This window comes from Siphonobacter sp. SORGH_AS_0500 (assembly GCF_002838835.1).
Lineage (GTDB): Bacteria > Bacteroidota > Bacteroidia > Cytophagales > Spirosomataceae > Siphonobacter.
The window spans coordinates 178,771-201,493 of record NZ_NHPP01000007.1; the positions used below are offsets into that span (position 1 = coordinate 178,771).

At 46.0% G+C, this 22,723-nt stretch carries 16 protein-coding genes and 1 pseudogene; 3 read left to right on the top strand and 14 right to left on the bottom strand.

Annotated features, from left to right (window positions below):
* Window positions 1-9: 9 nt before the first annotated feature.
* The 8 genes from BWI96_RS10240 to BWI96_RS10280 form a co-directional block, all read right to left on the bottom strand.
* Complete coding sequence (locus BWI96_RS10240) at window positions 10-678, bottom strand: class I SAM-dependent methyltransferase (RefSeq protein WP_106636551.1); 669 nt, start codon at window positions 676-678, stop codon at window positions 10-12.
* A 66-nt stretch (window positions 679-744) separates the two neighbouring features.
* Window positions 745-1,233: a GyrI-like domain-containing protein gene (locus BWI96_RS10245; protein ID WP_106636552.1), complete on the bottom strand. Its 489-nt coding sequence runs from the start codon at window positions 1,231-1,233 to the stop codon at window positions 745-747.
* Between the two features lie 274 nt (window positions 1,234-1,507).
* The gene (locus tag BWI96_RS10250) at window positions 1,508-2,884 is read right to left on the bottom strand and encodes an MATE family efflux transporter (RefSeq protein ID WP_198555222.1); all 1,377 of its coding nucleotides are present in this window, start codon (window positions 2,882-2,884) and stop codon (window positions 1,508-1,510) included.
* A 299-nt stretch (window positions 2,885-3,183) separates the two neighbouring features.
* Entirely contained in the window at window positions 3,184-4,947 is a 1,764-nt protein-coding gene (locus BWI96_RS10260; RefSeq protein WP_157830299.1) for a hypothetical protein, read from the bottom strand.
* Complete coding sequence (locus BWI96_RS10265) at window positions 4,896-5,150, bottom strand: hypothetical protein (RefSeq protein WP_106636555.1); 255 nt, start codon at window positions 5,148-5,150, stop codon at window positions 4,896-4,898. The genes BWI96_RS10260 and BWI96_RS10265 overlap by 52 nt, the downstream gene beginning before the upstream one ends.
* Complete coding sequence (locus tag BWI96_RS10270; RefSeq protein WP_106636556.1) at window positions 5,150-6,130, bottom strand: ABC transporter permease; 981 nt, start codon at window positions 6,128-6,130, stop codon at window positions 5,150-5,152. Before BWI96_RS10270 ends, BWI96_RS10265 begins: the two co-directional genes overlap by 1 nt.
* Window positions 6,131-6,133: 3 nt before the next feature.
* Complete coding sequence (locus BWI96_RS10275; protein WP_106636557.1) at window positions 6,134-7,018, bottom strand: ABC transporter ATP-binding protein; 885 nt, start codon at window positions 7,016-7,018, stop codon at window positions 6,134-6,136.
* Between the two features lie 42 nt (window positions 7,019-7,060).
* Window positions 7,061-9,397 carry a TonB-dependent receptor gene (locus tag BWI96_RS10280; RefSeq protein WP_198555223.1) on the bottom strand — a complete coding sequence of 779 codons (2,337 nt, stop codon included), beginning with the start codon at window positions 9,395-9,397 and terminating at the stop codon, window positions 7,061-7,063.
* A 108-nt stretch (window positions 9,398-9,505) separates the two neighbouring features.
* Between BWI96_RS10280 and BWI96_RS10285 the strand changes: the two genes are divergently transcribed.
* Window positions 9,506-10,501 carry an AraC family transcriptional regulator gene (locus BWI96_RS10285; RefSeq protein ID WP_106636559.1) on the top strand — a complete coding sequence of 332 codons (996 nt, stop codon included), beginning with the start codon at window positions 9,506-9,508 and terminating at the stop codon, window positions 10,499-10,501.
* 137 nt (window positions 10,502-10,638) lie between these two features.
* Here BWI96_RS10285 and BWI96_RS10290 read toward each other — a convergent pair whose 3' ends face one another.
* The 3 genes from BWI96_RS10290 to BWI96_RS10300 all read right to left on the bottom strand — a co-directional run bounded on the left by BWI96_RS10290 (window position 10,639) and on the right by BWI96_RS10300 (window position 14,484).
* Window positions 10,639-11,073: a DUF4262 domain-containing protein gene (locus tag BWI96_RS10290; RefSeq protein ID WP_106636560.1), complete on the bottom strand. Its 435-nt coding sequence runs from the start codon at window positions 11,071-11,073 to the stop codon at window positions 10,639-10,641.
* Window positions 11,074-11,428: 355 nt separating this feature from the next.
* Window positions 11,429-13,273 carry a T9SS type A sorting domain-containing protein gene (locus BWI96_RS10295; protein ID WP_106636561.1) on the bottom strand — a complete coding sequence of 615 codons (1,845 nt, stop codon included), beginning with the start codon at window positions 13,271-13,273 and terminating at the stop codon, window positions 11,429-11,431.
* Window positions 13,222-14,484 carry a hypothetical protein gene (locus tag BWI96_RS10300; RefSeq protein ID WP_157830300.1) on the bottom strand — a complete coding sequence of 421 codons (1,263 nt, stop codon included), beginning with the start codon at window positions 14,482-14,484 and terminating at the stop codon, window positions 13,222-13,224. The genes BWI96_RS10295 and BWI96_RS10300 overlap by 52 nt, the downstream gene beginning before the upstream one ends.
* Before the next feature lie 907 nt (window positions 14,485-15,391).
* On the opposite strand from BWI96_RS10300, the gene BWI96_RS10305 reads away from it, so the two are divergent.
* Entirely contained in the window at window positions 15,392-16,021 is a 630-nt protein-coding gene (locus BWI96_RS10305) for an MCP four helix bundle domain-containing protein (protein WP_106636563.1), read from the top strand.
* Between the two features lie 96 nt (window positions 16,022-16,117).
* Here BWI96_RS10305 and BWI96_RS10310 read toward each other — a convergent pair whose 3' ends face one another.
* The 3 genes from BWI96_RS10310 to BWI96_RS10320 all read right to left on the bottom strand — a co-directional run bounded on the left by BWI96_RS10310 (window position 16,118) and on the right by BWI96_RS10320 (window position 20,805).
* Complete coding sequence (locus BWI96_RS10310) at window positions 16,118-17,332, bottom strand: DUF2254 domain-containing protein (RefSeq protein ID WP_106636564.1); 1,215 nt, start codon at window positions 17,330-17,332, stop codon at window positions 16,118-16,120.
* Between the two features lie 1,251 nt (window positions 17,333-18,583).
* Window positions 18,584-19,270, bottom strand: coding sequence for a T9SS type A sorting domain-containing protein (locus BWI96_RS10315; RefSeq protein ID WP_106636565.1), 687 nt, complete (start codon window positions 19,268-19,270; stop codon window positions 18,584-18,586).
* A gap of 269 nt (window positions 19,271-19,539) precedes the next feature.
* The gene (locus tag BWI96_RS10320; protein ID WP_106636566.1) at window positions 19,540-20,805 is read right to left on the bottom strand and encodes a sialate O-acetylesterase; all 1,266 of its coding nucleotides are present in this window, start codon (window positions 20,803-20,805) and stop codon (window positions 19,540-19,542) included.
* Window positions 20,806-21,925: 1,120 nt separating this feature from the next.
* Here BWI96_RS10320 and BWI96_RS10325 point away from each other — a divergent pair.
* A pseudogene (locus tag BWI96_RS10325) lies at window positions 21,926-22,593 on the top strand (aspartate/glutamate racemase family protein).
* Window positions 22,594-22,723 lie beyond the last annotated feature (130 nt).

The window sequence follows — 22,723 nt, forward strand, 5'->3', positions numbered from 1 at the left end:
CTATTTTATCTACTTCTTTCTAGTTAGCCAGCCCATGTAAATGGATGACTGAAAAAAGCGGAGGGGCGGTTCAAAGCCTGCTTCCTGACATAAGGCCGAGAGCCGTTCTTCTGAAACGGCATGCAGTTCCTTTTCTATTCGGTTCAGACGACTGCTGACTTGTTCCTGCTCTAAACCGTCTGGCAAGAGAAGCCGGAGAACCTGTAGATTTTGTTTGATCTGGTTTCTGTCGCCCGTAATGTCCAGCAATACGAAGGGTGCTCCCGAAACCAATCGATCCGCAATGTCTTTCAGCAGATTTAGTTTATTACCATTGTCGTCCAGAAAATGTAAAACCAGCAAAAGCGTGGCCGCATCGTATTTCTTGTCGGTGGGAAGATCAGAAACCAAACCTTCCCGTAACGTTACGTTGTCGTAGGTTTGAAGTTTTTCGCTGGCTTGTTTGATCATGTCCGGCGAGGGGTCAACGCCAGTTAGGTTCCAGCGTTTGGGTGCCTTGACAAATTTTTCGATCTCGTTCCCCGTTCCGCAACCAACCACCAATAAGTCGCTGCCCTTTGTTTCGCTGAGTAGTTTGGGCAAACGCTCCAGGAAATAAGTATAGTTGGGTATCCAGGTTTCTACAAACTGGTTATAGCCTGTTGCTCTTTCGTTTTCAAATAGTTCTACGGTGTTCATTCGGTCTTCTATTGGTGGAGTGTATCTGCCGCTTTAAGAGGGACTTTGCCTGACATAGAATACGTGCTAGTAGCCAGTGCTCTTCGGACTGATGGGTATCCAGATTTCTTCTTCTGATGCCGGGTCGTTATTGTCGTATTTCTCGCCTAAAATTTCAAAATGTGGCCTGTTGTCCAAAACGTAGTCCGAATTTGGTAACCACACTCCAAGAATGTATTGAAAAATGGAATTATCTGTACTTAAACCTTTGTAATCAAAAACCGCGTAAAGCCCGCTTGGCAAAACATAAGTTTCCATTTCGTTGGGCACATGGTCAAAGTCCGACACTTCAATAGTTGCCCACCTTTCAAATTCATTAGTTGGTTTAAAATTCTCAAAATGGGTCGGCTGATAAACAACCAATGAAATGAGATCTTCTGTCAGGTGGTTGGTTATCTCCTTTCGTCTTGGCGTAAAGCTTTTCCAAAGTTCGCCAACTTTATAGTTGGCAAAGCTCATAGTCAATCGTTTTCCGACTAATTTCTTTTCATTTGATGTTTCTATTCTTGGTGTCATTTTTCTTTATCAATACCATTATCTAGCTAAACGTCCCGAAGTACCCAAAATTGAAAATTTTGCTTTTGCAATTCGGTTGGTTTCAAAGTCAATAGAATAGTTATAAGAAGTCTGAAAGTAAGATTTTCAAGTATGGTGTGGACAAGAACGGCTTGTATGATGTATAACTGTCCAATACAGTACTTATTAGGTCATCGCTTAAAGGTAATGGTGCCGTCAGAAAATGCCAAAGCCTATCGCAGATCGTCGAACGCCACGGACGATATCGCACTTATCAGCTACTAATCTCAGAAACCATTACCCGATCTTTCCCCGCCCTCAACTCTTTAAAACTCTTCAATAGTATCCCCAACGTCATCAAAATAACCACAACATCGATCAGGGTGCTGCCCCAGTAGATGGCCCGGACGCCGAAAAAGCGGGGGAAGAAAAGCATCACGGGTAGGTAAAAAATCACCTGCCGGAGTAGGGCGATCAGCGAGGTCTGTTTGGCTTTTTCGATGGAAGGCAACGTAACCAGAACCATGAACACGATGGGAAGGAAAGGCAGCACCGCCAGATACACCCGAAAATCGGTCAGTTGCTGCGTCGAAACGGCAATACCGGGCAGAATACTGTGGATGGTCGATAAGGGAAATAGCGTCATAAAAAGCCAGACGGGGACAATCAACCCGGCACCGCAGGCGGTAAATAGCCAGTACGAACGCCTTACCCGATCATAACGACCGGCTCCGTAGTTCATGCCCACCACGGGTTGGAGGGCCCGCATCAGGCCAATCATGGGCGTCATCAGAAACAGCAGAATACGGTTGCAGGCGGTGTAGAAAGGCAAGTCGGCGTCGGTACCGTAGTGGGTGATGGCGTGTAGAACGACTATGCTTTGAATAACCGTCATCAGCGTCAGGATCATGCCCGGCAGGCCCGATTTGAGAATGGACCCGAGCAGGTCTTTCGGCAGCCGTAGCGTTTTCCAGTCGGAGGCAAACGAAGCCCGTCCCGTCGCGAAGTACCAGAGCCCCACCAGCGAGTAGACCAGCATACCCGTGTTGGTGGCCCAGGCGGCCCCGTCTACGCCCCAGCCGAACGTCTGGATGAAAATGGGTTTCAGAGCTACGTCGACGATCAGACCTACGGCAATCATCCAGGCGGCTGTTTTCATTTTCCCTTCGCCCCGCACCATCATGTTCAGGGCCAGCCCGTGAATCCAGAAAAACGATCCGAGAATCGTTACCCGAAAATAACTGGTGCCATACCCCAGCACGGCCCCGCGGGCTCCCAAGGCCCGCACCAGCGGTTCGGCCAACCCATACAAGGGCAAACAAACCACCACGGCCAGCAACAGGCAAAGCAGGTTGACCGTTCCCAGTAGTTGGCTCAGCCTGGCTTTTTCGTTGGCTCCCAGCCAGATACTGAGTACGGTGCCCGCTCCCGTACCGACCAGACTACCCAGCCCCAGCGTAATTTGCGACAGAGGGTAAGCCATGCCGACGCCAGCCAGAGCGTCCTGATTCATCAATTGGCCGACAAAAACGCCGTCCAGAAAACTGTTCAGTCCGTATAAAACCATCGCCAGTACGGCAGGCCACGCCAATTGCCACAGTACGGTGGTTAATGCTCCGTTCAGGATCAGTTGCTTCTCTTTTTCAATCATGGATAAGGCTTATTTTTCTTCGAAAAGTCTGGTTAATAAGGCCCGATTGCCCACGGAGGCCCGGAGCTGGTCATAAAACACCGTGGCTGGAATCGGCTTTGGCGACAGCCTGGCCTGTTGCAAAAACTGACCGATGAGTCGATTCAGTCGGGGTTTGCCCACCGTTTTACTCAACTCATACAAGGCAGCTCCTCCCTTTTCATTGAATACGTAGTCGGCCTCTTCGTCGCATTGTAGCAACGAGGGTTCTTCGTTCGTCTCCTTCGCCCGACCTTTCAGGTATTGATCGCGGCTTTTGGTCAGATGGTGCTGAACCGCTTCGGAACCGTGTGTTTGCTCAAGCTGACACAGGGCCAGATAGTACGGAATGGATCGAGTAATGAATGGATAGCCCTGCGTTCGGCTGACGTTGGCCTGCTGCATAAACTGCTGGGCGATGAGTCGCGTAACGATAAAGTGCAGGTAATCCAGATCACTGGGTGAACGTACGTCGCAATCCAGCCGTGATTTTCGGGTAACACTAGTACGTTGTCCTCGGCAAACAGTTCTTCATCGTAACGGGGGCGTTCGGCGATCCGTAGCGTCGTGTAGGGATAAGGCCCCAGCCACCGACTCAACGTATCGAGGGCTTGTCGGGCGGTTGTTAGCAGATGGCTGGTATTATAGGGGTGCCCCGGATGGTAATACAACTCAATGGCAACGGGCTTGCCAGCTATCCGATCCGTTGCTTTTTTGACGGCATAGCGAGCCGATAGCAGATGAAAAGAGAAGGCGGTCGGCTGCTCCGACCGAAACCGGTAGTAGCGTCGCCCTTGTTGTTGCCATTCCTTTTCCAGTTTTCCCGGAGCCACAATCCGTTGGCCGTCAGTCGTGCTGATGGTCAGGATGTAGTCGGGACGTAACGCCTGCGTCGAGGCAAAAAGCTGCTGCGAAGCCCGTTGGTCGGTTGGGGCGGGTAGTCGATGGGTCAGTTTAGCCAAGCCGTAATCGGGGCGATACTGGTTTTCCTTGAGTTCGCGACGCGGATCGTAGCCAAAATAAGGCAGGATGCCGGAGGGCAGAAAACTACCGTTGAAGGTTAGCTCCGGTTGCGGATCGCCGTTGGTGTAGCCCGTATGCTGCAAGGTACCGACGGCCGTAACAATCAGAGAGTCATTGGGCAAAAGAGGCCGAGGCAGTCGGTATAGGGCATGACGTAGCGTTGTATCCTGACGAAGCAAAGAAAGTGGCTTGCCGTTGACCGACAGGCTGCGAAGTGCCGAAAAATCCATCCATTCCACATGAAGGGTATCCATCGGCAGTAAGGTGCGGTTCTGCACATGAAGCTGCGTGGTGTAGCTTACGTTTCGCTCGGCAGGGTAAAAATCAAGTTGAAGGTTGAAACGGGAAATAGTGGGTTGTGGGCTGTAACGATATGAACTATACGTCTTTTCATACAGGGCCGCTTCGGTTCGGGCTTCTTCGTTTGTTTGAAAATGATTGTCAACGTTTACGGCCTGGTAAATGCGTTGGCCGCAGAATCCAAAGCCAAGCAACCCACCCACAAAAAGAACCAGCGTAACCGGACTGACTTGTTTTTTGAGATGGGCCAGCCGTTTGCCCAGGGGCGTCAGTGTACCGCGTTGCCAGAGCCAGAGTCCGACCAGGCACAGACTTACCGCCAGCGAAAACCAGTACAGCATATACCAGCCGTGAGCCAGGGTAAACAGGCCGTTCCCGTTCATGTCGGTGTTCATTTTCGTGCCCGGCGAAAACATGAAGTTCAACCGGTTCTGCTCGATGACATCGGTTTCGTGCAGAATGAGGCTAAAGAGCAGGAACAGAATGGTAATCCAGTGGGTCGCGTACCGATTGGCCGTTAATCCAGCCACAAACACGGTTAGTAAAATGTAGAGGACATATTTCGGTAACCAACGGATGAACAGGTCTTCGCCATACACCATCCAGTCGAAATCGTAATAGCCTTTGGCCGCCTGTACGCCCACCCCGAACAAGGTAAAGCTGACCAGAATCAGGAAGCTACGCCCGTCATGGCTCCGATCTTCGAGAGTAGACTCACCCACGTAGGTACGGGTAAGGCGTCGCCAATCTGCCAGAATCCGGTGCTACTGTTCTTAAATAATAGTTCGGTCGTATTGACAATCAGGAACATCAGGATGTAAAACGCCATCGGCAAGGTAACCGACGTGATCTCGACCGTTACGGGGAGCGTTGGGGCGGCTGAGTAATACTGTTGCTGCCAGACGGCGGTGTAGCCGACGTACATCACCAGGAGAAGGGTGAGAAAAATTCGGAAGCCCAGCGGTCGAACGGTGGTTTTGAACTCCAGCCAGGCCAGCGAAAACACCTTGTTCCAATCCGAAGCGGGCGAAAAATGCTGGCGGGTTTTCGGGTGGGCAAGTCAGTCCGTACGGCAACCATTGGGCGATGGTTGTCGGGGTTAGTTTTGCTGACCGGTTCGGTTCGGGAGATAAAGGATCGGAATGAAAACCGTCGCCACGCCAGCCCCAACGCCAGCATCCCAAGGGTTATCCAGATCACACGGTTCCAAAGCAGAAGTCCCGCGAAATCAGGGCTAAAGCTGTTTTTCTCGGCGGGTGATAAATGCTCCAACTGGCTGTGCAGGACCGAAAATGCCGTTGGGTCGAGCAGCACCGTTTGCGGATTACTGTCGAAGGTCGTTTCGCCGAAAATCATCAATAACAACGTCAGCAGGGCCACCATGTAAGCCAGCTTCGGATTGCGGAACAGCACCGAAATACCAAAGCAAAGGGTATAAATGATAAAAACGTTCGGCAGGAAAATTAGCAGAATACCCCGCAGAAAAGCACCCCACGCCACCGGACCCAGATTATCTATGGGGAGGTAATTATACAGCATGATGCCTAACAGGTAGCCGCCATACAACAGCAGTAACACCACCAGCGACCCCAGATAACGGGCCGCAAAAAAGGTATTTTCCGTGGCCCGCGTGGTGTAGAGAAACGAAGCAGTTTTGTATTCCAGATCTTTTCCCAAAACCAGACTTCCGAAAATTCCCGCCACAATGAATCCCAGGTAACCCATCCCCGCCAGCACCGTATACACGATGGCCGGAGCGTTGGCAAAGGTGCGGTCGGCACTGTAAAACGCACCGGAATGGTGCATGTAATACACGCCCTGAGCCATCATCAAAAACAGAAATACCCAGGTAAATACCTTTTTGAGGTGCTGCCGGACTTCGAAGCGATAAATCGTGCTGAACATGGCTTAAACGGGTTGCGGGGTGGTTTGCGACAGTCGTTTGAAGTAGGCGTCTTCGAGCGTAGGTATTTTTCGCCAGAAACCGGGGTCGGGCATGGTTTCCTGATAGACTGTAATGATCAGTTTACCCGCGTGAAAGCGATTCGAAATCACCTCGAACTGTTGCTGATACTGCCCCAGCAGGTGTTTGTCGATCTGTTTTTCCCATAGGCAGCCGTCCAGTGCCGTTTCAATATCGGTTGGTTTACCGGCCTGCAACACCGTTCCGTTGCCAATGATTGCCATGTCGTTGCAGAGCGTGCTGACGTCTTCTACAATGTGCGTCGATAGAATAACGATGGTGTTTTCGCCAATTTCGCTGAGCAGATTATAGAAGCGGTTGCGTTCGAGCGGGTCGAGGCCTGCCGTCGGCTCATCGACAATCACGATGCGGGGTTCGCCGAGCAAGGCCTGAGCAATGCCAAACCGCTGTTTCATCCCGCCCGAATAGGTGCTGAGCTTTTTGTGCCGCACTTCGTACAGATTCACCCGATGCAGCAGCGTTTCAACCGATTCTTTCTTCTCGGCTGCGTGGGTAATGCCTTTCATTTCGGCGATGTAGAGCAGCATTTCCTCCGCCGATACATTGGGATAGACGCCAAAATCCTGCGGCAGATAACCGAGTACTTTTCGCATTTCGGCGGGTTGATTCAGTACGTCAATATCATCCAGAAAGATGCTGCCCGTGTCGGCGTCCTGCAACGTAGCGATGGTCCGCATAAGGGTCGATTTACCCGCTCCGTTCTGCCCCAGCAGGCCAAACATGCCGTTTTGAATGGTCAGGGTAATATGCTTAAGAGCCTGTTTCCCATTGGGATAGGTCTTGGAAAGATTCGTGATCCGTAATTCCATAATGATTTTTCTTTTTGACAGCCCGGCTGTCGAAAACAACGTTTAAAAACCAGCTTTCAACGTAACGCCTATGGTGCGGGGAGCCCCCTGTGCGACAGGCGATTGAGCTTTTACCGTAGTGGCATAGGCAAACGTCAGGTAGCGAACATCGCCCATATTTTTACCCCAGACGCTGATTTCGACCGGGCCGTATTTTACCCCTGCGTTGAGATTGATCAGACTAAACGGCTGCTGGATCAGGTCGTTGTAGTAGTTCATGTACTGCAAGCCCAGATACTTCCATTCGGGGGTCACGAAGAGAGCGGCTTTCTGGCCCAGCGTGTGCCGATACGTAGCGGCCAGACTGGTGCTGAGTTTGGGAGTGAAAATTTGGTGATTGCCCGCGTAGTCTTTGTTTTTGCCCGCTCCGTCAGATAGAATCAACGACTGGTACTTCGTATCGACCATGCCCAGATTGTAGTTCACCTCCAGTCCTTTCAGGGGAAGAGCGGTCAGTTCCAGTTCGAGGCCCTTGTTTTGCAGTTTTCCCACATTATCCGTGATCAGATCAGGGAAGGCCACGCTTTGCTGCTGATCTTTCCAGGCAACGTAGAACAGGGCCAGATTGGCTCGCAGGCGACGATTCAGCCACTCCGACTTGACGCCTACTTCGAAATTATCGGTGTACTCAGGCTTGTAATTCAGCTTGTTAGCCTGTGCGGTATACTGGTTAAAGCCCCCCGACCGATAGCCGCGTGAGTAGGTGGCGTAGGCCATCAGATCGGAAGTGGCTTTCAGCGAAAAGCCAAGCTTGGGCGACACGGCATCGTTATGCCCGTCAATGGTTTTTTCGGGAGCAATCACCGTCGGCATTTCGCCCGGTTTGGCCATTTCGGTTCGATGCGTCAGCGTCCGGTTTTCGTAATCATACCGTAAGCCCGCAATCAGATCCAGTTTGCTGGTCAACGCATAGGTCGCGTGTACGTAAGCCGCCAGACCCTGTATTTTTTTGTCGGAGTAGATGAAGCTCGAATAGGGTGCCCCCGGATAATAGGTAGCTGCATCGGCTCCGTAACGGTAAACGGTTTCGGCTTTTTTTCGGTCCATAAAGCCAAACAGTCCCGCCGTAAACCGAAGCTTTTCGTGCTGATTACTAACCAGCTTAAACTCCTGCGTAAGGGTGTTTTGTGGCTGGAAAGGCATTTCGTAAAGCATGAAGTCGGCAGGCGAATAATCGACGTCATAATCCTGGTACGTATCGCTCATAAACGTATGGCCCGTCAGCGACGACAGTTCCATGCCCTTGAGTTGATACACCGCCTGCAAAGACGTCGTCACCAGCTTTCGCGTCTCCCGATTGGTACCGTTCTGGTTGATCGTCAGCGGCTGTTGCTCCGCCATCGACGCAAAGGTATAGGGGAAGGTTCCGGTGATGTGGTTGTACTCACCCCGCGAATGAAGCGTAAAGGACAAGCGGTCCGAAACCAGGTATCGCAGATTCAGGCTTCCGCTGTAGGTTTCGGGTTTGTCAAACTTTCTGCCCGTGTAGAGATTCGTAAAGAAACCGTTTCGGGTATCATAAATCCCTGAAAATCCAGCAAATAATTTGTGTTTAACGAGGGGCCCCGACAACCCTGCTGCGTAGCGTTGTCGACTAAAATTACCCAGTGTAAGCTCCCCAAAACCGTGGGTCACATTGCCCGGTTTACTGGTAATGATATTGATTACCCCACCCAAGGCATTACGTCCATAGAGCGTACTTTGTGGACCCCTCAGCACTTCTACCCGCTCGATATTCTGAATCTGCACCGAACTGGAATACCCGTCGAACATCGGAATGCCATCGACATAAATCCCGACGACCGGATTCTGCGAAAACGTGTTTATGCCCCGAATGGAAGTCATTGTCAATGTTGGTGAACCCACGTTCATACTCATCAGGTTAGGTACCGACATGAGCATATCGCCCATCTCCTGAATCCGGCGTTCCTGAATCTGCCGACTGCTGAGCGACGAAACCGACAGAGCCGTCCGCTGCTGCGTATTCGCGTATTTTTCAGCCGTAATGGTTACGGGACTTAGCTGTAACGTTTTGGTCGTAGCCGTCAGCACAACCGTAACTGTTTGGCCGTCGGCAACCGCAACTAGCTTGTGGTCAAACTGATAGTTCAGGCTGCTGGCCTGCAATTCGTAAGAGCCGGCGGGTATATTAGAGAAAGAAAAACGCCCCTGTTCGTCAGATGTCTTACCGCGATGGACGGGTTTCAGTTCGATGGTGACGTCGGTGATGGGTTGGCCATTTTCCTCTTCCACCCGTCCGCGAATCGTAGCCCCCCGCTGAGCTAGCACTAGGCTAACATTCAACAGAAACAATCCAAGAAAATAAATAAGTCTGCCCATGTAATGTAGAATAATTCTAAATAAGTAAGTAGTTTCGGCAAAACTACGGACTCGGGGCAGAGGGGGCGGTACGTCAGCCGGAGTGAAACATACGTGAAAAGGAATTTTATGCATCTGAAGATACACCTTCGTGATCTGGAAGAAATCCTCCTGGAGCAAACCGTTGACAGAGCAATGCTGGTATCCAATGAGCCTGTCATAGAACGGGTTACCACCATTGATCTGGCTTCAAGCCGGGGAACGTACCGGGAAATACTGCTCGACGGCATCCACATCGGCTACGGCGATCTACGGCTCAAACAAACCACGCTGCTGCAATTTGAAAGTGATTTTGAGACGGTTGAAATGCATTTCGATCTGTGTGGGCAGAGTGAAGCTGCATTCCGGGAGCCGGGGGTAGCTCCCTATCAGTTTAGCAGTAATACGCATAATCTGATTTACGTGCCCGGCACGAAAGGAACGATGCACCTGAACGCTTCGCATGCCCGGATTCTGGAAATCAATATTCGTCCGAGCGTATTTGAACACTACCTGTCAGGCTCCGATCACCACCGCCTTGCCGCCTTCCAAATGCACATGCAGCACCAGCAGCACAGCTTGCTGGGCCGGCATAATCTGCCCATCAGTCCAGCCATGCACCACGTGATCGAGGCCATTGTCAACTGTTCAAGAACGGGCGTCTATAAAAAGCTATTTTTGGAAGCGAAAGTGATCGAACTCCTGATGCTGCAACTGGAGCAACTGCTGGAGCACGATTGTGAGGGATGTCCGCATCTAAGGCCGCAGGACTACGAAAAGATGCATCACGCCAAAGCCATCCTGCTCACCCACCTGGACGACCCCTATTCCCTGACGGATCTGGCCCGGCAGGTGGGCACTAATGAATTTACGCTCAAAAAAGGCTTCAAGGAACTGTTTGGCACGTCTGTGTTCGGCATGCTGGGCGACGAACGCATGAAAAAAGCCCAGGCCCTGCTCCTGAACACCACCAAAAGCGTCGCCGAAATCAGTCAGGAAATTGGCTACAAGTACCCCCATCACTTCAATGCCGCCTTTAAGAAAAAGTTTGGCGTACCGCCGGGAAGATATAAGAGTTTTGACTGATCTTTATTCCTTGAAGGCCTTTCGACTTCTTCTAAAGACATCCGCTGGAGGAATGAAGAGGAAATGGCAAAGCCGCAATGAAGAACCTCAACGATTAAATCAATCTTTTGCTAACATCTATACAACTAAATTTGAGCTTATTTATATAGAATTTCCTGAATAGTAGTGACATAGCCCCTGTCATCAGGAAATCTTCTTTCAGAATCAGGCCATACACATTGTAATACAGGAAAGTCAAAACCTTCGTAGTAAGTAATAGCTCTACCTAAAAACTCCTCATAATTGCTTTGAGTTACCGTTTTAAAAAGGCAAGGATAGTCATCTAGGATATCGTTGTAAAAGGTGTCTGGTTCTCGGATCATATTATTTTCTATGTCGTTGCCAATATTATTTAAGATCACGTGAGCTGATTTGTGCTCTATACCAGAAATGATTATTTCAGGATGGCCGAATGTCTTAAAAAGGCCTACCGTATAAGAAAAGGGAGGTAAGGTATCATCGACAATGTTAAAAACAATCCACTTATATTTCTCGACTCTATCGAGCAATTCTTGACGTATACTTTCAGCCATCTGTAGGAATCAACTTTCAATTTGAGCTTCTTGGTGCAATTTAAAAGGACCGATGAAAATAAGAGCCATACAATTGCTTCAATACAGCCATTAACAAGAATACTAGATTGGTTTACAGGTAGATAGACTTTTATAAACGCCCCATTCTAAAATATGGAAGAGATAAAGACTATTAATTAGCTATAGTAACCCTTTTGCAGAGTAACCATGATTGAAAAGGATGCCAAAGGAATATACTAAACTACCCAAAGAAGACTAGCCACAGGCTGCGTTGGGTAGTTTAGTTATAAGATTTTTCATTCATAAACAGCCCCGCATTTTTATAATACGTGTCTGTCGGTCAATCAGTTGGAATTTATTTTATGAAATTCCCTTTAAAATGATTCGCCTGATAATGATAAATACCCGGTGCCAGACTGGAGACGTTAATGACTTTTTGATCAGCTTGATCCAATGGGGATTGAAAAACGGTTCGTCCAACTGCATCAATAATAACAAGCTGCCCGGTTAATTTATTTCCATTAAAATCGAGGGTCAGAAAATCCTTTACGGGGTTAGGATACACCTTCACAGATGTCGGTATTACCTGTTCCACCGCTCTGATCACGGAATACTGATACGTTCCGTCCAGATCCACTTGTTTAAGCTGGTAATAGTTACTGCCCTCCAAGGGAGACGAATCAACCATTCGATAATTCAGCTCCCGTACGCTAGTCCCATTGCCGGGAACGAAACCAATTTTTTCGAACGTTTTCCCATCCTTACTTCTCAGGATGTCAAATCCAAAGTTATTTTTCTCAGAATAGGTAGTCCAATCGAGCTGTATCCCGTTTTCGACCGATTTGGCCGTAAATCTGCCTAAGCTGACGGGTAATGCTTGCTCGATTAATTGCAATTCTAAACTTGCTGCCGTGGTTGGTAAGCCAGGGGTTAGGTACGCGTTGAAGGATTGCAGGGAGGGTTGACCCGTACTGGTAACCCGGCTGAATGAGGCTGTTCCATTGGTAGTGGTCAGGTAGTAGCTGCCTAAGGGGGCCGGAATACCCACATACACCCCCGTGCTTATGCCTGACTCTACCGCAAGGGTCAGCCATTGCTGGTGTTGGTTAGGGGCAGTATTAACGGACTGCTGCTTCGAGGAGGCAATCGCTCCAGAGCCTTCAAAAACTACGGTTCCGGCTCCGTTGACCAGAACGGGGGTATTGGCAGGAATTTTTCCAGTGGTAATAGCTCTTCCGACTACTTTCGAATCAGCAAACTCCAACGTATAGGCTTTGACGCCCTCTGGAATAGTAGCTTCGAAGGGTAAAACTAGCATTTTTGCCCCGTCTAACGTACTACGATATACTGCTGAAGTGGCCGTGAAACCCTGAGGTGCATAAAAATCGCCTCCTCCTTCGCTAAGTTCAAGTTTTGTGCAGTTCTGTCCGTTGATTACGTTGGTTTTGTCACTCACCGTGCTGGTTTGTACATAATACAAACCATTCTTATTGGCCGCCGCCGCGTGCCAGTTGGTTTGGGCGGGAATATTGGTCACATTGGTAAGGTCAAGGGAAGTATACGTAACGTCATCCAGGCAATCCATTAAATAACTATCCGCCGCACTGTACACACCGGAAAACTTGTACCCCCGTTCATTACCAATGGCAACGTACACATCTTTGAATTTAAACGTTAGCCGGGAAGCCGCGTTCCCACTGGTAATACCAATGATTCCGATACAACCATCGGTCAGTACGTCCTCGGAGATATTCAGAACCCAGTTGAAGTCGTTTCTTTTGTCAAAAACAATACTGCCGTAATTTTTTGATTTGGTCTCTCCCTGCTTGTTTACGTAGTAAAGCGTGGTATTGCTCGAAGAGTAGTTGTAACTAGAGGAAAGGCTTTCTACCTGAAATACCAGGCGGTTAAACTTTCCACCCAGTGGCAGATATCCGTTAGTCGCGTTTGTATTGGTACTAAACAGGGGCGATGAATTCAGGAAGGTAAAGGTTTTGCCGCTGAGCTTATATCCAGTACCAAATGCTTGCGAGGTTGGCGTTTTGTTATCAAGCTTCTCGTAGTTGACGAGTTCACTAGTCATTTGCGAGGGTTCGAAATCCCCACTCTTGGTAAAAACGAGTGTGGTCACACTAGAGGCCTTGATGGTTACCTTGGGTCGGTTGGTTTGCTGGGGAAAATCCACGTTGCTTTCAACCATGCTTTCCGTCTGAGTCGTACTAATGACTTTGCCTTCATTCGAGAGAAGGGTAAATCCACGGACAGATTATAAGTGTTCGAGGAAGGATTAATGACCTGAACTACAATTTTATCGCCCGTTTCGGAAAGGTAAGCAGACCCTCTTAACTCACTCGTATTGTCATTCCAGCTATTTTGAATGCGGGTATAACCCGTGACATACTTGGCGTAATGCGAAAGAATACTGCCTCGTTTGGTCATTACCCCGGCAGTACTTCCAAACATGCCATCTCCGAGAGGTCCGTAATACCGTTTGGTTGCATAATGAATCCAGGCATTGACATTAGACAGCAGGGCCTGATTCACGGCGTTTGCGAACGAAAAACCATCAATGGACCAGTTGAAGTCCCGGGAGCCACCGTCGGAATTCCAGTTAATGAGAAACTCGGTCATCCACACTTCTTTTCCCTGAGCCTGTACATTGAGCAGGCCCGACTGAATTGCCCCATACTGATGACCGCCGAATATATCAAAGTGCGGAAGTACCTCGGGATTCACAAAAGCACTGGCGTAATTATCCGTGATGCCCACACTCTCGGGTGCGATGATCTTGCAATCGATTAAATCACCATAGCTTTTAATAAAGGAGGCCATTTGGACAGGGGTCCAGATGCATCCGGCATAATCTACCTGATAGTCAGGTTCATTCTGTAGTGAAATAGCCTCTAGTGTAACGCCATTTTGCCGTAAATAGGTGACAAAGTCGTTGAGGTAATTGGCGTAGTCAGCGTAATTTTCCTGCTTTAGGTATACGGGTTGCCATACGCCGTTTGCATCCTGATAACGGGAGGCAATGGTATTGTACGTTTTCCATTCCGCCGGCATTGACCAGGGAGAAGCGAAAATCTTAATATTCAGGGATTGTGCTAATTGGGCTGTTGTTAGCACCTGCCCCCAGTTATCCTTGCCAGTAGGTATGTAGATACGCATGATGTTGTAGCCTGCTTCACTGCCTGCCCCCCACATCTTGCGTATTTCGGCTTCGGTCATGTGGCTATACCCAAACTGAGGGCTATTGACGAACCCCCCAAAGCCCGTAATTTTCTGGTACTTCTGGTCTTTATTCACTTTGACGGTTGCCGTTCTCACCTGAGCCTGAACGGTAGGGTGAAGTACGGCTGCCAGAGCCAGCATAATCACCGATTTCATAAGGATAAGTAATTGTTTTTTCATAGGTGTATTAGATTGTTTTGTAATCAGGAAACCAAACTTCAACGGGATTGAATGATACCTTACCGACCATTCCTGTCACTAAGAATGATCTTAGGCTCTGATACATGATCCAATTATTTGATGGAAATACGAACTACTAACAGCAAGCTATGTGGCTTTCTAAATCCCTTTGCAAACCCGCTTACCTACAACCAACTTCTACATACTTGCCATCGGTAATTATTCTATAAAAGCTCTATTAATTGGTTACTAATCAATGCTATATTGGCTATGGGTCGTATGATCTCGACGGTCTTATTCATACAATCTATGGGAATGTGGAGGCTTTAGGAGTAAAATAAAAATATGTATTAATCGATATATAATATGATTATTCCATTGCAAATGTATGGCATTGGAAAGAGGAAGAGCGGATACAAATCGTCATATCTCTTGAACTAATGTTCAATTCCTATGAAAATTTGCTAGACTCATCGTAAAACCTCAGGTAGTTGCCCGGTAACTTGCCCATTTTAAAGGCATATGGAGTCTTGAAGAAGTTGTGTAGAATGGTAGCTTTACCCTCACCTCTTTTCATTCGGGTAATCCTGAGCATCCCTGACGGAGTGGTAAAAGAGATGCTTATACAGACCTGAATCCATCATGAGCTGGCTGGTGTCTACTTTGGTTTCGTATTTCTCTTCATAGTCAGGTTGTAGTAGTGCTACCTTCTGCTTCCTATCGTCTATTGATACTAGATGGATCGCACTTCGAAATCACTTACTGACTATTCATTTACTATTTCTTATCTTGGGCATCAAGCTTTTATAGTAACACCCTTATTTAATTCAGGCCTAATTGATAGGCAAATCAGTTACTTACAGCTTTAGCTCTATTAAATGGCAACCTTTTAGCTTTGATTTATGGTATGGAAAGACCTCGTAATAAAACCACTCTAAGAAATTCTTTACTGATTGCCAGTCTACTGGGTTTGATCTTGACTAGCATTTTTCTCAATCGCCGTAGTGTACATCAGATTCAGGAGGCTTCAGCTTCCATCTACAAAGATCGTTTAGTGCCAACGGCTATTATTGCTAAGTTGACTTCACAAGTTTATAGCAAACGGCTCTTGTTGGAGTCCTACGTACTAAGCAATACGAAGCTACCACTGAGCCAGGTAGCCTTCGCTCTGGATCGTTCCAATCGACAGATCGATTCATTAATAACCAGTTTCGAAGAAACGAGTCTAACCCTTCGAGAGGCAGATCAATTTAATGCACTCAAACAACGGCTGGAAACGTATAATAAGTTAGAAGGAGAGGTAATGAAGAACCCTAAAGATCTGTCACAGGCTCGACAGGTTCTTTTGACCGGAACTGGAAATATTGCGTTCAGTCAGGTGATCCAAACCCTAACGGAATTGTCGGCTCTGCAATTGGCGGTTGGCCAGGAGTTACTCAACCAATCCAATGGTCAGTCGAATTACATTTATGTATTAACTGCCTTGCAGCTTGGCCTTGTATTATTAATATCATTAGTGCTATTCTGGAAGCTTTAATCCAGCAAGCAGGTCCGCTTTAGAACATTCAAGGTTCATAAGGGGTCACGTCAACCCCTGGAAAGAGTACACAAATTTGTCCTGTATCATAAGCCTTTAGGACAGAAATGAAGCAAGCCTGGCTTTTATTTTTGATAAGAGATTCTCAAAAACTGGTTTGGAAGTTAGTTTCTGCAACTGTGAGCATAACGCATACATTTCATGGCACAGCAAGCGGTCATCCTGGCCATAATCCCAGATAGGATTAAGATGTTCCAGGACTAGTGCCTCAAAACTAACTTCCGGTATAACCAATAGGATAGCACCCTGCGGATCGCGTATCAACAGTTCCGGATGATGTTGGGACCGGTATAAAAATAGCGATGACAACGCACGCAAACTAATGATAGCCGTACCGGGATCGTTTACGCCCGTGCTGAGGGCTTTTAAGGTAATTTCTCTTAATTGGCTAAACCCGTATAAAAAATTACCCTGGATCGTTTGGATCAGGGGAATAAACATGAATTCAAGTAGTTGGTGCTGTAACTCCTCCGGCAAGGACTTGCTGGTTGCCAATACAGGAGTACCGGGTAATACAAACGTTCCAGGGGTGAGGAGAATTTTAATTTGAATCGAATGCTCTAGACAAAAGGCCTTCAACCCTTCTAGCTCAACTCCTTCAAAGATACCCGACTTCACCGCTTTCACGTGGAAGGGGGGAGTAGGCGACACCTCAAGTGAAGAAGGCTGCTGGTGGGCACACGCCTTTTTCATCGAGGCTAACGTATCATCAAATACCTTCTGTATAATAACCTCATATTTAACAGACTGCGTAATGTAATGAAGAAAATAGATAAATAGGAAAATATCGAAAATAGTAATGAAAATCAACAAATAGGTACTGAGTGCTGGTATATAAATCCCTGATTCTACATCCCTGATCGTGCTAAGCAGAAAGAAAGCGTAGATAATGGTTCCGATGTAAGTACCTAAAACAGACTGCTGAAATTTGTTGCCGATTAATTGCCCAAGCACCCGGTTACTCATTTGAGAAGCGGCTTGGTTCAGCACGATCATAACCATTGAAAAGCTAAACACCGTTAATGATAAAATGCCAGCGGCAACGGCCCCAATGATACTTCTTGCCGTCGAAGCATCTTTCAGACGAAGCCAATCAAGCTGGCTTTTAATCAGCTTTCCTGGTTCTGAATAGTCTAAGGTGATCATTAATCCACCTAAGGCGAGAAACCCCAGAGCAATGATGGCAGGTAGGAACGCAATACTGTTGACGGTTTTTTGATATTTTCTTTTAAAAAAGTTATTCACACTCATTCGCCTGTTTATAAGTTAAAAACTTCCTCTTGGTAACCCAATCTCTTCTGCACCGTTTCCATGGGTCAAGGCATCATAAGAAAAGGAGCATACCATCGATTTCGATGGACAGTTTTCATCTAAAAGTAACGATGCTGTCAATAGGTGAATGATCTAACGCATACCTCTGTTTTGCAATACCATCATTTCAAGCTTAAATGGATCTACGATTCCCTTGCCTGAGATAGTCATGGAGCTCAGCTATTATGAACTGATGTTATCTGTTATAATAGCTGAAGCTATGGAAACGCCTTCATTTGGATTGCATGCTGAACCGTTGGGCTAGTAATGAAGTCAAGCACGGCTTCATTTTTCAATTTTTTAGCTTTTCATGCCACATACCACCCGGAATTTTTAGCCTAAACAGACACAAAGCTCTACACCCCGATACTTTTGGTATCGAGGTGTAGAGCTTTGTGCAAGGTATTTTACTATGGGATGAGGAGGTATGAAAAAGGTTATTTCTTATTTCTGGCGATGAAAAATAGTAATGCTAGTAGATACCCACGCTGGACACATGAAAAAATGCTTTGTGCATCGTCGGCAACGATAATAACGTTTGGGAAAAAGCACGTTACGAACAAGGGAAGGACGGCGTGTCCGTTCAACATCTTTGGAGCGGCAATAGGGGCATTGCTTGGTTAAGGATAGCATTATGCGTTTATTAGGTATGGGATAATGCTTTGAATTTAATGATTTTCATAGAAATTAACTATACTAAGTAAAGCAAAAATTAACTTTTTTAACATAAGTTATCTTGTTCAGTTGACTGAACTATGGAGGAATTTCATTGAAAGACCACTGGCTTCAAAAGAAAATCTATTCCTTTTGGTAATAAGGGGTTAAATTCAACGGTGCAACTTCTCCCAACTTGAGTTATCTAAAGAAGGGCCAACTGATAGGATAGTTTATACGGGCATGAACTGTAATTGGGGCATCGTCAGGGGCAATCCGTAGCTTAAGCCTTATTGTATCGGCAAATTTGGTATGTCCTAGATCTACTAGGATTCCAATAATCTAGTTACACAAGCAATAGTTGTTTTTCATCCACTGGATAGAAATACAAAAAGAGGAAGGGATAAAGAATTTTATGCCTTCCTCTTTTATACTTTTTAAATCAGAAATTGATAGAGTTCAAATCCTGTTCATTTGTAATCTACAAGAAGCAAAGCTGCATGCTCCTATACGTTACTTTAGTGGTCAACTATCCTTTTAAGGTAAAAGAATAGCTCTATTAGTTATGATACTTCCTTGCGTTTCCAAAGATACTAACGCCGTTCCTTTTGCAGAAGAGCCTAAATTAACTTGGTGAACCTGAGTACCTTTTCCAATGAATGATTTTCTGAACCATACCGTTCCTTGTAGGTTTCTGACTACTAATTCAGCGGGTTGATTATTCGCGACATGTACCTGGACAGTAAAAGTACCAGTGGAAGGGTTAGGGGCTATCGCTATAATCTGTAGAGCTTCACTTTTGCTCTCGATAGCTGCTATCCGTCCCCCGGTAGGTTGGTAGTAATAGATAGCTCCATCGTTTTCGGTTCCTTTTAAGTAGCCGGATGGCGTATAGTTAGGATCCAGAGGGAGCACTAATCCTCCGTAACCGGTGTCCCCTACGTTGATGCAATTGTAATAGGCATCCGTACCTGCATTGCGATTGATACTGTTCCAGTAATTTTTCCCCCGGGCAAAGTATTTGGTGGCTCCATTAGGTCCTCCGGGTACTACTGTAACCAGCACTTTATAGCTATCGAACTTACGAATTTGAACACTATAGCCATTCCAGTTGCCAATGGTCTGAGGTTGATCTAATTGGCAGATATCAACGGGTTGATTTTGGTAAAAATAGCGTGCTCCATCTTGTTCATAGCCTTCCGCATAACCTGCGGGCAGGGTCACTTCGGAGGGAAAGACCAGACCTCCATAACCAGTTTCTCCTACGTTGATGCAATTGTAATAGGCATCCGTGCCTGCATTACGAGTGATACTATTCCAGTAGTTTTTACCCCGGGGAAAGTATTTGATAGCTCCATTAGGCCCTCCGGGTACTACCGTAACCAGTACTTTATAGGCTCCTAATTGTCTAAGCTCTACAGAATACCCATTCCAACTTCCAATTGAAACAGGATTAGAGAGATCGCAGACGGAGGGATTGCAATTAGCTGAGTTTACAGTAGTAGCTGGGTATTAAGAAGAGCAGTAGGGTAGCTAAAAAAGTTTTGCCCTCCATAGTTTTGAGTCAGGGCCGTATACCAGGCAGTAGCTACTTGTGTTTGCCCTGTCACACTCAAATGGGTCTGATCTGGTAACCGGTTAGCTCCCGTAAATCCATCGGTTTCAGGACCAGAAAAGATATTAATTTTATTATAAACAGTGGTAGTGTTGTCACCAAAAGCCTTGGCATTGATTACAAAATTATTGCCGTAAATATTAGGGGTTAGCAGGCGATTTTGCGAATTAATGATAGGAGGCTGAGCATTTCCGTTAATATAAGAAGCTCGGGCAATTACCCAAGATATGTCTCCTCCTACATCAAGTCGAGACTGTTGAATTAATGCATTTAATTCATCGTTATAGTTACCTGTATCATAGGTTTCTCCCTGATGCCAAAGTACGCCACGGAGCCCTACCTGATTTTTTGTAGTCTGAAGAACAGCTTTTAGATTTTGATAAGGGTAACTACTAGGATACGCTGTCGGAGTGCCTATGCTACTTAGATACCAAATATGTACTGAAGTGCCTGACCAAGCGGCTTGATAAAAAGCAACGGGAACATTTAAAGCAGTCGCTAATTGCGAACCGAGTTTCCCCCAGTAATATTTATAATACTTTCTTCCTACCCCCGCAGATCCGGGATCATTGCTGTCAAACTGAGATTTAGTATTATTATAGTGTACAAATTTTGGCGTGGTAACTTCGGCTTCGCCGTTATTATCTTTCGCATAACCAGCGGCATTAGACTGCCCAGCAATAGCAAAAACTTCTCCAACCCCGAAATCTTGCCAAGTCTGACTTCCATTAATTAAGGCTTCCATTTGATACATGCCTTGCTGAATATCCAAGGTGAAGCTTACTTGGCAAGAAGAATTAATGCCATTAAAGTTGACGCCATTAAGATAGCCATTAGTTAAAGAGGATGAGCCCGGGCGTGGATCTACATAGTTGGATTCAAGCGTGCCAGAAAGGATATATTTCTTATAACGCACCTGGAGTGAAGTAATATTCGCACCATTAGATGAAGCTACAATGAAGCGAACGGAAGCTTTATTGGCCGCATCTCTTTGAAATATCATGGAAGCCGTACCGTCGCTCGTGTTTGTAGGCCAGAGAATTTGCTGAGCTTGAAGGCATCCAGTAGAAGCATGAAATAAGAAAAATACGGCGAAGAGGCAAAAGATTTTAACTTGCCAATAAAAAGATAGTTGTGGTTTCATAAAATTGAGCGATTGAGATTAAGTGTAAAAAGATTTAAAAAGGTACTGTACAAACTATAGACTAGTTAACCAAAAGTCCGTATACTACTAAATCCATTTCAAATCGATCGGTATATAGCTGGCAGTATTCAATAAATAGAATTTTATATTAGATGATAAAATGTAATAGAAGATCGCATTTATATTATATCAACTGAAGAGTTAATATGTAACCATGGTATTAAATAATTATGGGAAAATTTATATGTTCGTTATAATAATTCTTCAAAAAATGCAGTCCTTCTGAAGAATTATTTAGATTACATATTTTATAGAAATACGTAATCGATGACTACTATAATAGAAACTTATCTTTCTTAATTAATTACCAATAGATGAGTAGTAGAAATGTGAGAAACACGAAGATTAAAAGCTCCAGAATCAGAATGGTAGCCTTATGGGAGTACACTACTTAGATCCTTTTGTTTAGTGATAATGAAATTTTTAAATTAGTAGTAGATAATTGGATTCCCTCATTCGGCCATTTATGGAATTTCCGGCATTCTTGCAACAGGAGAATCCATACTATCATGGTAATTTCAAAGAATATTAAAAACACTTTTAGTGTCGATAGCATAGGGAAAGAGGTTTCTAAGGATAATCTATTTGATAAGCTCTTGACGTTGAACGTGTATGTGATTGGCATACCGTATGGTACACGAACCAACTAATAAAGCTAAATCAATCGATTATCATCAACACGAACAACCCCAATCAAACGAAGTAAAGCATCTAAGCAGACATGCTCGGAGGCGAATTGTCCATTATCGCAACGGATTTGGAATTTTTATTAACCTGTGCTGTAGCTTCGGACAATTTTACTGAAATCTATCCTGAGGAATGATCAGATTTAACGTTTCGAACGTTGGAATTAATTAAGACCTTTCGAGCCGTGAGTTAACTAAACCTTTTCCGTACAAGCCAGATAAACACTCTTCCTCGGGGTGGTTATTTTTTCTGATCAGTGCAGGTATCTTTCTGAAATAGTTTTTTTATTGCCACTTTAGAATCTGTATGTTGCTCTTAGCTTTAAACGAACGTATCTGATTCAATTTTGAAAACACTAGGATTGATTGGCGGCATGAGTTGGGAGTCCTCGGCCTTGTATTACCAAATCATTAACCGAACGGTGAAAGAATACCTGGGCAATCTTCACTCTTGCTCCTGTCTACTCTATTCCGTTGATTTCGCCCAAATTGAGAAATTGCAGCATGTGGGCGATTGGCAATCGTTGAGCGAACTCATGATTGAAGCCGCACAACGATTAGAGAAAGGGGGGGCGGATTTACTAATCCTGTGCACAAACACGATGCACAAAGTAGCCGACCAACTTCAAGAGGCCACGCAAGTTCCATTCTTACACATTGCTGACCCGACGGCCGAAGCAATAGTCGCAGCGGGTCTGAGCCGAGTGGCATTATTGGGAACCCGGTTCACGATGATGGAATCCTTCTACAAAGGGCGACTGAAAGACAAATACAATTTGCAAGTTCTCATTCCTGACCCATTAGACATCGATACCGTCCATCGGGTAATCTACGAAGAGCTAGTTCAAGGAATAGTTCAAGAAAAATCAAGGCTGGAATATCTAGCGATCATTGATAACTTTATCAGCAAGGAGCTGAATGCGTTATTTTAGGCTGCACAGAAATTACGTTACTTATCAAGCAATCCGATGTATTTATTCCGGTTTTTGACACCACACAACTTCATGCTGAACAAGCGGTGAAACAACTCTTGGTTTTGTAAGAATAGAGGCTGTATAGTGTTTGGGGCGGTCAGCCCCAAACACTATACGAGGTAAAAGATTTACTTAACATATAGACACTTATGCAAAAGCTAGCTTTGCAAGAAACAATACTAAGTTGAATAAAAATCC